This window comes from Acetobacter fabarum (assembly GCF_029069195.1).
Taxonomy (GTDB): Bacteria; Pseudomonadota; Alphaproteobacteria; order Acetobacterales; family Acetobacteraceae; genus Acetobacter; species Acetobacter fabarum_A.
Genome location: NZ_JARDYK010000001.1, coordinates 255,853 through 268,921, shown reverse-complemented (window position 1 = coordinate 268,921; position 13,069 = coordinate 255,853). Strand labels below are relative to the sequence as shown.

Genomic DNA, 13,069 nt, shown 5'->3' with positions numbered 1-13,069 from the left:
ATGATCTGGCTTTCCATCGGGCTGCTCAGCCTGCTTGCCCTGGCTCCGGCTATTGTAACACTCTGGAAGCGGACCCGCGTTATTCGGGATGAACGCAGCACTGCACTGACCCTGCATGAAGCCCAGCTGGCAGAACTGGACCGCGACCTTGCTATCGGTCTGATCGCCCCAACAGAACACGACGTGGCCATACTGGAAATCCAGCGCCGTATTCTCTCGGCTGATGCAGCGCCTTCCACCGCACGGACAGACAGTTCAGCCGTGCTGGGCTGGTTTGGCCTTGCCGCGGTTCCCGCTCTGGCCATTGCCTTATACCTGACCAACGGCACACCTTACCTGCCAGCCCAGCCCCTTGGCCCAAGGCTGGTGGCCCAGCACATGCAAAACCGCAAGGCCGATGCCCTTATCGCCCAGCTTCAGCAAGCCATGGCCAGCCTGCCTGCGGATGACCCCAACAGGCGGCAAGGTTACCTGCTGCTAGGCCAGTTGCAGGCATCGGGCGACCATTACGCACAGGCAGCAGATGCATGGAACCACGCTCTGGCACTGGGCTTTGACCCCGAACTGGCCGCCCGCACGGCAGAAGCCATGACGCGGGCCGAACACCACGTAACAGCGCAGGCGCTGGACCTGTTCCGCAAAGCGCTAGATGCAGCCCCGAAGGATGCGCCATGGCGTCCTGCGGTACAAGGCCGCATTGCACAGGGTGAGCATGATCAGGAAAACCCGTGACATGCCTGCCATTATTTTAAGCTAGAACCCACCCTCGGGGCGGGGCGCAAAACCCCGGCCCCACACATCTTCCGTTGTACGCACACGCGGCGGACGCGGCTGACACGAAATAAGATAGAGCCCCACAACAAATACAATGTTTGAAAAAGCGTTGAACCAAACCGCAGTCCCGAATGTAGGCGGAGACGTAAGCGCCTGATACACAACGTACATGGCAAACGGGATGGAGATAATCCGCGCACTGACCAGCATGTGCCGCAGCGGGTTGGGTTTACCCGGCTTGACCAGCACGCGCAGGCGGCCAAGCCCGATAAAAAAGCTGACACACAGGCACCAGACCAGCACGTTAAAGATCATGTTGCCAAAATCATGCATGCCGGTCAGCACAAATACGGCAATAATGGAAACGGCGGAAAGCAGCAAGGAGCCGAACTGGCAGCTCATACCTGCATCAAAAGCCGGAAAGCGTTCTGGCAGCCTGTCTGCCATCGGCTGGCAGACCTGATCCAGCAGCCAGCTATCCATCCGTGTTATACGTTCACCTAGTGTCATGGCTGCATCATAACGGATTATGTGCCACGATGCACGAAAATGCCGTGCATCACACACTTGCGGTCCGGCTTGTCGCTCAGGCGCTTTTTGTGGTGTCGGTGGTGGGCAGCACACCATCGGGTGTATGTCTGTCCACGGCGTCGGGCAGAAAATGCACCAGTGCCGTTACCACGGCATCGGCTGGCAGGCCGGTTTTTTCCACCAGTCCATGCACCGCGTCGCTCCCCAGAATGGAGCGGATTTCATCCGGGGTTGCGGGCACATTACCGCTCTGGCTGATCCATGAGCGCACCTTGTCCCCCAGCCCGACCTGATCGGCGCGGTCCAGCAGGGTCTGGATTGTCTGCGGCTGCGTCAGGGACTGGAGCTGCTGTTTGACAAGCGTCTGGACATCCCCCCCCAGAACGCTTTCGACCTTACCTACAATACTCTGAAAAAAATCAGACATATCAACCATCTTTCCCATATCCGCCAGTAAGGCGGCCTGTCGGCTGGCACGACACCATTTGGTCATGGAACGAATAACCGATCCATGTAATACTTATAAGCACAAACCAGTTCCAGACCGATTTTCCCCGTTTGAGAAGCGATAGCTGATATGCGTCTGAACCCACAAGGAAAAAACGGGAAAACAAGCTACGGTTACAAACAGTATTCCCCAGCTTCCTCTGTTGCAACAAAGTAGCCATTGTGCCCAGTCTTTCTTTTCCCCTGCTTGACAGGATCGGTCGTCTGCGTGCCTTCCGCCCGCTAGGGCCACCGGGTGTGCAAAGCAAACTGCCCCTGAACTGGCTGCTTGCGCCAACACCATCCGCAATAGGGTTTGCTCTGCGGACAACAGCGGCTGCCCTGATTTCGCTGGTTATCGCCCTGTGGATGGAACTGGACGACCCACAATGGGCGCCCATGACCGTATGGATCGTGGCGCAGGGTTCCCGCGGGGAGAGTCTGTCCAAGGCGCGCTGGCGTCTGGTGGGCACAGCGGTGGGGGTGGTCATGTCCATCACCCTTATTGCCGCCTTTAACCAGACCGCATGGCTGTTTTTTCCCGCACTGTCCATCTGGCTGGGATTATGCTGCGGGCTTGCAACCCTTGTCCGCAACTTTCGTTCCTACGCGCTGGTACTGGCAGGCTATACAACGGCCATTATTGCCATAGGGGCCATTCCCCACCCCGAAAACGTGTTCATGACCGCCATGTCCCGCGCAACCTATATTGTTCTGGGCATTGTGTGCGAAAGCGCGGTTGCTGGTCTTTTTGCCCATAATCTGGCCGAGACTGCCCGCCGCAACATCCGCGACAAACTCCGTACGGCTCTGAGCAACGTATCCGAAGCCGTGGCCAGCCTGCTGGCCGGGGATGAAGAAGCCCTGACCCGCTCGCGCGCCATGTTTGGCCCTATCCTGTCCATTAACGACCAGATTGAATTCTCTGAAGCCGAAATGGGCCCTCATGGCCACGAAGGCGACCACGCCCGTGCAGCTCTTGCTGCGGTTTCGGTCCTGCTCTCACGCGGGTTAGGCATGACCGTGCGTCTGCAATACGTTCAGACCGACCAGCCCGTGTTCCGCGGGACGGCCTCCAATGTCAGCACTTTTCTGAGCAGCCTGCCAAACCGCCTGAACGCAGAAACCGGAGTGCGCGCCATTTTGCGAGACCTGCAACTGCTCCGTGCGGAATGTCACCAGCAGATTGTAGACGCTCTGACGCACGAAATCGGGTCCGCTTTTACGCTGGAAGATGAACACGTCCATATCTCTGCGCTGCTGGATGGGCGAATCCTGCACAACGCCATGGACGAGCTGCTGGGTGAACTGGAACAGGCCATCCGGGAATACGATGCCAGCCAGCACTTCATCCGTGGCGACCACTTCCACTTCCGCCTCCAGTCCCATGTAGACAAGCGCGAGGCCGCCTATAATGGCGTACGCGCAGCCGTAGCCCTGAGTGCCGCCGGACTGGTGTGGGAATGTACGGCATGGCCTACGGGCCTTGGCTTCATTACATTTGTCGCCATTGTATGTGGGTTGTTTGCCACGCGTGAAAACCCTGTTGTTGCGACTACCCAGTTTATGATCGGTGGCATATGGGCGGCCCTTGTTGCGTTTTTTCTGGTCTTCTTTGTCCTGCCCACACAATCCAATTACGAAATGCTGGTGGCCACACTGGCCATTCCCATGTTTGCCGGTGGTCTGGCCGCGCGCAACGCCAGCACGGCCATGCACTCCGCCGCCTATACCCTTTTACTCCCCAACTTTGTACACCCTCTCAATCAGGGCCGGGTAGATGAAGTGACATGGTTCAATTCCACATGGGCCATTTTGCTGGGGGTATTGTTTGCGGTTCTTATTTTCCGTGCCGTTCTGCCCTTTAACAGTGCAGCCGAACGCTGGCGCATGCGCAGAACCCTGCTGCGGGACCTGCGTACACTGGCCTCGGCCGAACCCACACCCATGACGCGGGACTGGATTGGCCGCAATATTGACCGCTTCGCCCGCCTGATCCGCCATGCTGGCCCCACCCCTTCGCCCACCATTGAAGGCTGCCTGCAGGGCACGTTGGCTGCCATGACCATAGGGTTGAACATCATCCGCCTGCGCGCGCTCCTGCACCGCAACCAGATACCTCCCCCCGCGCGCCGGGCCATAGAAATTGTCATGAAGCGGATGAGCCATTTTACAGGCAGATACGGTCATACGGCCCACGCAGCCCGTGTTGCGACCACTGCATTACGCCGGATGGAAGCTACCGAGCCCAACATTTCCACCCGTATTGAACTCACCCGCGCCATTGCCTACCTGATCGTGGTCTCCCACGAACTGGATGCCAATGCCGTATTCCTGGATGCCACACGCCCTTACCGGGCTGCGTGACCCATCAGAACCGGATTGATTTGAGCAAGCCGCCACACATTACGGATTACCCGTAGAGGGCATCTGCGCCACGTATGAACTGGTGGAGCGGCAGCATACCTCCCCTCCCAACCCCATTCACCGCATCTGGTGCGGTGCCCTGCACAACAGGTTTTTAATGGGCCTCAACATCATGGAAGCGGGTATAATCCACAGTAATACGCCCGTCGGGACGGGAGATGACAATATCCACAAAGCGATGATTGTACTGCACGCGGTCAAACCTGTAAGCAGTTCTTGCGAACACGGTCTGGCCCAGAGCCTCGTCCGTACCGGTGACTGTTACAATAATCTCGGCTTCCTCGCCTTCGAGTTCAGCAACTGTTTTACCATGCAAGGGGCTGTCAGGCGTAATAACGTGGGCCATAACAAACGCAAAACGCAGCACCGGCACATGGGATTGCATAAGCAGGAGCTGGTCAAACTTGCGCACCAGATGGCCATTATCACTGACGACCAGACGTGACAAAGCCACTTCAATATCGACCGATAAAATAACGCTCATCCGCATGTTGGCAATACGGATGCACAGGGCGGGAATACCCCCTTCGTTACTGATGACTGCTATGTTGCTGAACATCAGCCTGGCGCGAGGACGGGCAAAACGGGCAAAAACCACGCCCGTTGCAAGGGCTGTCAGCATCATGCCCACAAAAACCTCGACCGAGACAATGGCGTTGGCATAAACCCCGATCGGGCTCATGGTCCCGTAGCCAACGGTCGAGAGTGTTTGCACACTGAAAAAAAACAGGGACAGCAGCGTACCGTGCGAAAGCCCCGTAATCTGGCCCGGAGCAGCCATGTACAGCAAGGCGAAGACAAGATTGATCACAATATAGGACACAACGGCAATAGCCGCAAAAGCAGGCCAGCTTGCCGTAAGCGCATGGTGATAAAGATCACTCCACACGCTGTCCTTTACCCCCACACGTACGACATCACGATGGCTTTTTTCCTCAACCAGCGCGTGGGCACGAAAGCGTCTGATCGCCTCCTTGGTGCTTAAATGAAAACGCCCCCCGCCTTTGCCACCGGGTCTGGGGACCACATCCTCCAGCTTGGTGTGGCGCTCTGCTTCCCCCTGACGGTTGCGTTTTCTATAATGGTGGAAAAGTCTTTTCATCATCACCGCTCCGCGCGCATAGCCAGACAGACGGGCCTGCGCATGAGTGCGGTGTTATACAGCAAGGTGAACTCTGTGCTCCATGGATTATGCATGGAAGACCTGCTTAACTTGCGATTATTTTTTAGGTGCCCTGCTTTTTCAAGAAAATGAAATAAATACGCCTCTTGAATGCCTTATATAACACACCATAACTTGATCTTCCGCCCGGTAAAACACCCGGTTAGCGCGCTCCATCCGCTTCGGCAAAGGGTCTGATTACAGTATCACCCGCATTGCGCAGCCATGTCCGTGCATCATCTGCAGGTGGTGTGGCGTTGCCTTTGGTCAGGCTGCCATTGACCAGCGTTTGCGCATCCATCCGGTTCAGACTGCCAGATTGGGCGGCAGCACTCTGGGCCGCCCGTGCCCACAGGGCATGCGCCCTGGCCTGATCCCCCTGACTGGCTGCAATTCGTGCGGCAAGGGCCAGAGCGCGCGCCATATCATGGTATGCACCTGCGCTCTGCCGCAGGTTTGCTGCTTCTTCCGCCTGCTGCCCAGCCAGTGCGGGGTTGGAGAGGCGCAGCACACGGGCCTGAATTTCGGCCTTGTCGGCCTGCTGTGCCATGGAGAGAGGCTGTTTAAGCCCGCTCAGGTATACACTGGCGGCCTGAAGGGCGCTCTGCTCACCCTGTGCATCAGCAGCAAGGCCCAGCACAAGAGCCGCCCGCGCGGCAACGCCTGTATCGGAGGAGTGCATCGCCTGTTCCGCCAGAGGAATAGCCTGCGCGTAATGGTCAAGCCGGTAATGGCTTGCGGCTTCGACCAGATCAAGCGAGGACATATCCTGCGTGCCACGCAGTTGCACGGCCTGACGGGTAGCCTGTGCTGTCTTCAGCGCTTCTGCTGGCATGTTGGCGGCAAGTTGCGATACGGCAAGGTCATACCCCGCTTCGGCCACGGCTGCGCCGTCATCACGCACAAGAGCAAGATTGGCCGCCTTGCGGTACTGAGACACGGCAACCGTGTAGCGCCCCAGATCAAAGGAATCCCGGCCGGCCATCATGGCCTGATCCCAGGCGGCATCATCCTGTGCGGTAGGTTTACTCTGGCTGGCACCGCACCCGGCCAGTAGCAGCGGGGTTACCAGCACCAGCATAGGCGCAAGGCGTCTCATGGCCGCACCTGCTGGGGTGCCAGACGTTTATGGTGCGTCAGCTTGTGCCCACCCAGCAGCCACATACCGCGCAACTGGTCGGTTAGCTGCTGCAAGCCGTAGAGTGTGGTCTGGGCCTGCGCCAGAAGAGCCGGCAGGTCTGCCGTACTGGCCTCCACATTGCTGGCGATGGCTGGCAGATGCGGTGTTGCGTCCTTGACATCCTTGGTGGCGGATTTGAGGTTGCCCATTGTAACGTCTGTTTTGCTCATAATCCCCGAAACCTGTTTTTCAATCGGCTTGAGCCGTTCGATCACAGCATCCAAAGAGGCAATGGTGGCCTCGGACTGGCGGATAAGCTGATCATTGGTCATCAACTGCCCGATTGTGCCCTTGCCCGCATGCATGTCGGTAATGGTGCCATCCAGCTGGGCCATCATATGTCTGGCACTGGCCAGCGCGGGCATGATTTCGGCCTGAATACTGTTCAGGGTCGCGGTAATCTGGTCCGCCGGGTTCGGTGCCGGGGTGGCCGAGATAACGGCGTAGCTCCAGTCCATAGGGTCTCCATGCCCCCGGCTGAGGTCCAGATAGGAAGCACCCGTGACAATAAGCTGCTTGCGGATAAGGGCTGTACTATCCCGCCGGATAAAAGGCTTGGCCTGTGGGTCAAGGTCAACCATGGCATACATATTGCCCGATGGATTGAGCTTGATGCTGCGGATGGTGCCCGCATGCGCCCCCATAAGCTGCACGTCCCCGCCAACGGTCAAACCGCCAACGCCTGAGGCAGGCAGCACAACGCGCAGCCGTGCCGGTGGGGTCAGCCAGTCACGCAGCACGCCAGCTTCGATAACTGCGCCCCCAAAAATGAGTATGCTCAGAAGCACAAGAAACCCGACCCATTCATCTGCGTAGCGCAGGGAAATGAGAGGTTTTACTTTCTGTCGTAAGCGGAGTTGGAACATTATCCCATCCGTACTGCTACAAGACCATCATCTGCAAGCCGCCAGGTTGCCGTAATACCCTGCCGATATTCCTGCCAGACTGCGTTATTCCTTACCAGCCAGATAACCCCGGCACCCCTGTCGCGCGCCTCGGTTATGGCAGCCAGAAAAGAATTGCTCAATTCTGCCGGACCGCTCTCCAGCGGATCCTCCAGCAGCAACAAATGGGGTCTTCCCAAAAACGCCCGCACACAACCTGCGCGCACAAGGTCTTCCTCGGGTAAAAAGCTGGGGTTTTGCGTGGGCAGGCCGGGCAGGCCAAAACTTTCCGCCAACCGGGCGGCATCATGCACCAGAACATCAATCGGGCGGGTTGTATGGTGCAACTGCTGCAATACGATCGCCAGATGCACCGGCACAAATTCGGGCCAGCTTGCCCGGTGCGTCACTCGCCCGATACGCCCGCGCAGGGCGTTCAGTTCCCGATCGCCCAGATCAGCCCAGTCCAGCCCCATAAACCGCACGGAACCATCATCCAGCGGCACAAGCCCACAACACAAATCGGCAAACATGGTCGCGTGCCCTATGTCGCGTGCTTCAATCACCATACAGTCTCCGGGCATCAGCTTCATGCTGAACGGAACCGGCGGCAGACCACTTTCATCAAACGATGGAACTGCCTTGTTCAGCTCAAGCAGAGGGCCAGAAGCATACACATCCATCTTACAGATCCAGACTGAACAGAACGCTCACCACCATTACAATCAGCATCCCGCGGGAAAAACCACGGGGTAGCAGCGTACGGAGTGAATCCTCACTTGTGGCGGTCAGTCCGGTCAGGCAGCCGCCAAGCCCCACCACAAATCCGACGGTAATAAACTTGAGCGGAATAATCACATAATCCGTGCCGGACATGGCCGCTGCCACATCATCCAGAAAAACCCAGACCGGATTGTTGATCACGCCGGACATGCGGCTCATCACATACCCCGTCACAAGGGATGCGAACGAAAACAGGATACCCAGCGTAAACCCGGCCACGGTAAAAGCCAGTGTCCGGGGCAGCACCAGCAGCAGAAACGGGTCTATGCCCACAGCCTGCATGGAACGGATTTCCCCCCCTATGCTCAGAAGCCCCAGTTCCGTGGTGGAGAGCATGCCATTACGCCCCAGCAGGAGTACACCCACCAGAATGGGCGCTATTTCACGCACGACAATGTTGATCAGGATGGAGCCGGTCATGGTGGCAAGCCCGGTCAGACCCAGCCAGTAAATCACCTGCGAAACAGCGGCAAGTCCGGTCAGCACCCCGGCAAACATGGTGGCGACAAGCCCACCACGGATAATGTTGTTCATGGTGCTGACAAATTCGTACCGCACCGTCCGGCGCCATGAATGCGCACGAAAACTCTCGAAGATCACACCCCATGATGCGCCGAGCATGATCAGCAGAAAGCGCGCCTGCCTGCGTGTGAGCCGCCCGATCCATGCCAGCCTGCCGAGCCCCCACTGGACAGGTGCAAAAAGCCCGCCCTGCCCTGTCTGCCCGGCCAGCACCGGGTCGCGCGTTGTATCGGTGGGTGGCGGGAACGACTGGGGAGCCTGTGGATCAGTTTCACTCATCGGCGGGCCGCCAGCGTATAGGCACGACCAAGACCCAGATGCGGCACAAAAAATGAGCCACGGCTGCGGAACAGGTAACGGTCGCGCAGATTGGCGTACACACGCTCTGTAACCTGAATGGTGCCCGGATCTATCGCACTTTCAGCCATCAGCTCAGCAAGAGAGACAGTCTGCCCCCACAGGTTGAATACCGTTGGCATCTGCCCCACGGCTCCACCAAATGCAGGGCCAAAATCCATACCCATGGTAAACACGGGTTCCAGGTCGGCGGCGGCCAGCGCCCCCATGAATGTTTCGCGCATTTTAAGGGCGGCATTGGCCAGACGGAACAGGGCCGTGGGGTCTGGCTCCGTTGTGCAGCCCGCCATGCAGATCATGCGGTGCCCGGCCACCTCCACCGCAAACAGATGCTCTTCCTGCGCAACACTCTGGACCTGTGTGGCCAGCTGGTTGATCAGGGCGATCAGGGTTACGGTTTCCTTGTTTCCTTCCACAACAGGATCAGAAAAGCTGACAACAAGCACGGCAACAGACGGGTAAATACTCGCACCTGTTACCGCTGCCATTTCATCTGCACGCATGAGCAGGTTATCGGACATGGGCTGACCCATGACCGCTACGGGGGCGGTAGTCTTGCTGTCTGTCTCGGGTTTCTGCCCGGCTTCCTGCGCATCCTGCGCCGCAAAGCGCGTACCCGCAATGCTGGCCATAAGCTCCACAAAATACAGCAGATGTGGCAGCATGACCGGGTCTTCCAGCGCGAGCATACCCAACGTGCCGTGGGGGCCGTGAACGGGGTACACAGCAAGTGCGCGGGTGCCTGCCTCACGCATGACCAGCCGTTCAAAGCGTGTCGTGCGTTCATCCGTTGCAGCATTACTGACCGAAAAGGAAGACCCTTCTTCTATGGCACCGAAGAACTTGCCCAGTTCTTCACGCCCCATTTCAAACCCACCGGAATGGGTGTTCTGGGTCCGGTCATAGGTGTCATCACACACCATGGCTGCACCATCGTGCAAAAACCGCCACAGACTGGCGCGATGCGCACCCGTAACCTGCGCCAGTTGCTCCGTAAGAACCAGTGCATCCGCCGCAGGATCGAACAGACGTGGGACCACAGCCACCTGCTGCAAGGCGCCACTTTCCTGCACAAGCTGAGCCTGCTGCACTGCAAGCCTGCGGTTACCAGCTTCCGTCCGGCGCAACTGACGGATGTAGAGCCCCCCCAGAAGAAGCGAGAATACCGTAACAATGCCCGCGAACTGAAGGCTCTGGTGGCTACTCTGATGCGCGAAGCTGCCAAAATCGTTCTCAGGGGCGGCGATCAGCAAAATCCAGCCCTGTGAGTAACGCGGCAGGGCTGAAGCCATGGTAATATAGGACTTGCTGTCCCATTCCACATGTTTTGGGCCAAAACCCCGCACCCGGTAATGGTCATACCCCAGCGCAAAAACAGGGTAGATTTTAGGGTCCAGAACCATTTTATCCGGGTCCCAGCCTGCAGCCTCCGCATGCTGCGTAAGATTGCGTCCGGCGATAACCCGCCCTTCGCCATCCACGATCATGGCGCTGCCGGACTTGCCGATTTTGATTTTATCCAAAAACGCGCTCAGCTCATTGAGCGAGATATTGGTGGCAAACACCATTTCATGCCCGTCATCACGCCTGAAGCGGAGCGAACTGGTCATGACAAACTGTTTGTCGGTCGGGAACAGGTAAGGCTGTGTCCACTGGATGGTATCTTTACCAGCCGTGTTTTTATACCACGGGCGCACACGCGGGTCGTAATCACCAGCGGGGGCATCATACTGCCGGACTATCTGCCCCGCATTACTGTATAGAACATGATGCAGAACCTTTGTACCACCCGGCTGCACAACAAGGCGGACATGGTCCAGCACGTCCTTGTCGGGGGAACGGGTGATGAGTGTAAAATTACCCTGATCATCCGCAAGGTAAAAAGACTGCAACTGCGGAATTTTTTGCAGCATAATGCTGCCGTAGGAATAAAATACCTTATCCGACACCTGCGGCGGGGCATGCTCGATCATGCCAGCGGCAATCAGGTTTCCGGCGGCGGAAGGTGCGATATAGTCCCCAACTTCCTGCCCGATATAGTGCTGGGTTGCCTCCATAAGCTCACGCGTGAGAACAGAGACCCCCTCGCTCGTGGTGCGGTATGAACTGACGCCCACCCACGCAATGGCCCCAACGGTCATGATAATCAGGACAAAGGGAAGAACCATGTGCAGCAGCACCCGCCGAACGGATGCATCGTGCTGAACTGTCGGGTCTATGATCTCTTCAGAAGGCACGCACCAAATTCCACTGCCTGTTTGGTCATGAACATTCGCGCCTCTGCAACCATGGCCTCGACAAAGGCACTGACACAATGCAAAGGTGAGCTCTCCATACAACGGAGATGTCCATTACGTAACGTGCCTGTCACCAGCAGAGTTGTCCACCCCTTTAAAGGAGTGGCAGATCAGACCGCCAGTTCCACCTCAAAACGGGTCTGCACGCTCAGTGCCTGCCCGAGCCGGTCCAGCCCACGCCGCACGCTTTCGCCCTTTACGGCAACACGGGTGGAGGTCAGGGTCAGCACCAGTTCCGCCCCCTCCCACGCAAGGGAAGTTCCCTCCAGCAGGCTCCCCGCCCCGCCGGACAGGGAATAGGCCAGACGCAAGGCCAGACCACAGGCCACGGCATCACGCCGCTCCCCCTCACCTAGCAGGGCGAAGGAAGGCATCAGGGCTGGCGCGCTCATATCCACCGAGTAGCGCACGGCAAGTGCCAGAGACAGCCAGACACGCGCACGATGGTCAAACCCTGCCCCCTGCACACGCAAAATCCGCAGATAGGTCTGCTCGGCCCTGTATTCGGGGTGATCGTGGCTGCCAATATCGGACAGCCAGCAGGCTATGCGGCGCAGATGCTGTTCTTCCGCCGTTTCGTTCGGCTTGATGCAGCCTGTCCATGTCCACAGGATTTCAGGCAGCGTGTTGCTGCGGCCAAAGCGTGCACACATGTCGCGTGCAACACTTTCCATCGGGTCCTGCGGCAGGTAGCTGGGAGCCACGTTCATCATGTACCAGCCCTCGCGCAGGCCATCCACGCAGAACACGATCTTGCTAGGCTGGATTTTTTTCATCAGCCTGCGCAGAACCACAGCAGCAAAAGGAATATCATCCAGCCGTTTGCGGGGAGCACCGGGCAGATTCTCAAGGCTGCGGCGGGAACTGTTCTGGAGCCAGCCGGTCATCTCGCGCGCTTCCTGCACGTCCAGCGTGTAGTAATGCACAATGTTCAGCGGGTACTGGGTGCGCGCAATCTGCAGACGAGCAAGCGCACGGAACGCTCCCCCGACCAGATAAAGCGGCTGCCCCCGGACCCTGGACAGCCATTCAACACCATCAATGTCCTGATCGGTCAGGAGTTTGGCAACGTCCAGATCCCCGGCGCAGCGATCCGCCAGACGGATCATGCCCAAAGGCAGGGTTGTGGCATCGTGCCGCCCGGTTTCCGTCAGATGAATGAGCTCAAGCGAGCCCCCCCCAACATCGGCCACCAGCCCGTCTGCCTTGGGAATGCCACACATAACCCCAATGGCGGAATGGTCAGCCTCCTCCTGACCGGACAGAATACGCACTGGCACGCCGGGCATGCTCTGGCGCAGCATTTCCACAAAAGCCGGGCCATTTGAGGCATCACGCACGGCAGCCGTGGCCAGCACCTCAAACGGATCGGCCTGCATGGCGCGTGCAATGGCATGAAAGCGGCTGAGCACCTCCATGGCCATACCCACCCCCTCATCATTCAGGCGACCTGTGGTTGTAAGCCCACGACCAAGCCGCAGCACGGCTTTTTCGTTAAAAATGGGCTGCGGATTGCGTGAGACCCCTTCGAACACAACCAGACGAACCGAGTTGGACCCAAGATCAACTACCGCTGAACGACGCTGCATGTCCGTCTCCATTACCAGCCGTTCCCGGACAGGCCATTATGCTGCCCGGCAGTATGAAAGTGCACAGACATACGCGA

The 13,069-nt window shown here is 58.1% G+C and carries 11 protein-coding genes; 2 read left to right on the top strand and 9 right to left on the bottom strand.

What is annotated here, in order from left to right; genetic code table 11:
- Positions 1-732, top strand: a complete 732-nt coding sequence (gene ccmI, locus PY793_RS01240) for a c-type cytochrome biogenesis protein CcmI (protein ID WP_275176319.1) — start codon at positions 1-3, stop codon at positions 730-732.
- 21 nt (positions 733-753) lie between these two features.
- On the opposite strand, the gene PY793_RS01235 is transcribed toward ccmI, so the two are convergent.
- Positions 754-1,284, bottom strand: coding sequence for a hypothetical protein (locus PY793_RS01235; RefSeq protein ID WP_275176318.1), 531 nt, complete (start codon positions 1,282-1,284; stop codon positions 754-756).
- Positions 1,285-1,360: 76 nt separating this feature from the next.
- Entirely contained in the window at positions 1,361-1,798 is a 438-nt protein-coding gene (locus tag PY793_RS01230; RefSeq protein WP_275176317.1) for a YidB family protein, read from the bottom strand.
- 176 nt (positions 1,799-1,974) lie between these two features.
- Between PY793_RS01230 and PY793_RS01225 the strand changes: the two genes are divergently transcribed.
- Positions 1,975-4,158, top strand: coding sequence for an FUSC family protein (locus tag PY793_RS01225; RefSeq protein WP_275176316.1), 2,184 nt, complete (start codon positions 1,975-1,977; stop codon positions 4,156-4,158).
- A gap of 154 nt (positions 4,159-4,312) precedes the next feature.
- Here the strand turns inward: PY793_RS01225 and PY793_RS01220 are convergent, their stop codons facing one another.
- From PY793_RS01220 to PY793_RS01190, 7 genes are all read right to left on the bottom strand, one after another.
- Positions 4,313-5,323, bottom strand: coding sequence for an ion channel (locus tag PY793_RS01220; RefSeq protein ID WP_408744641.1), 1,011 nt, complete (start codon positions 5,321-5,323; stop codon positions 4,313-4,315).
- A gap of 220 nt (positions 5,324-5,543) precedes the next feature.
- Positions 5,544-6,479 (bottom strand): hypothetical protein, encoded by a 936-nt coding sequence (locus PY793_RS01215; RefSeq protein WP_275176314.1) that lies wholly within the window; start codon positions 6,477-6,479, stop codon positions 5,544-5,546.
- Positions 6,476-7,426, bottom strand: a complete 951-nt coding sequence (locus PY793_RS01210) for an MlaD family protein (protein WP_275176313.1) — start codon at positions 7,424-7,426, stop codon at positions 6,476-6,478. Before PY793_RS01210 ends, PY793_RS01215 begins: the two co-directional genes overlap by 4 nt.
- Positions 7,426-8,127: an ABC transporter ATP-binding protein gene (locus tag PY793_RS01205; protein WP_275176312.1), complete on the bottom strand. Its 702-nt coding sequence runs from the start codon at positions 8,125-8,127 to the stop codon at positions 7,426-7,428. The genes PY793_RS01210 and PY793_RS01205 overlap by 1 nt, the downstream gene beginning before the upstream one ends.
- Position 8,128: 1 nt before the next feature.
- Entirely contained in the window at positions 8,129-9,028 is a 900-nt protein-coding gene (locus tag PY793_RS01200; protein WP_275176311.1) for an MlaE family ABC transporter permease, read from the bottom strand.
- Positions 9,025-11,343, bottom strand: a complete 2,319-nt coding sequence (locus PY793_RS01195; RefSeq protein ID WP_275176310.1) for an adenylate/guanylate cyclase domain-containing protein — start codon at positions 11,341-11,343, stop codon at positions 9,025-9,027. The genes PY793_RS01200 and PY793_RS01195 overlap by 4 nt, the downstream gene beginning before the upstream one ends.
- A gap of 170 nt (positions 11,344-11,513) precedes the next feature.
- Positions 11,514-13,004, bottom strand: a complete 1,491-nt coding sequence (locus tag PY793_RS01190) for a Ppx/GppA family phosphatase (protein WP_275176309.1) — start codon at positions 13,002-13,004, stop codon at positions 11,514-11,516.
- Between the last annotated feature and the right edge of the window lie 65 nt (positions 13,005-13,069).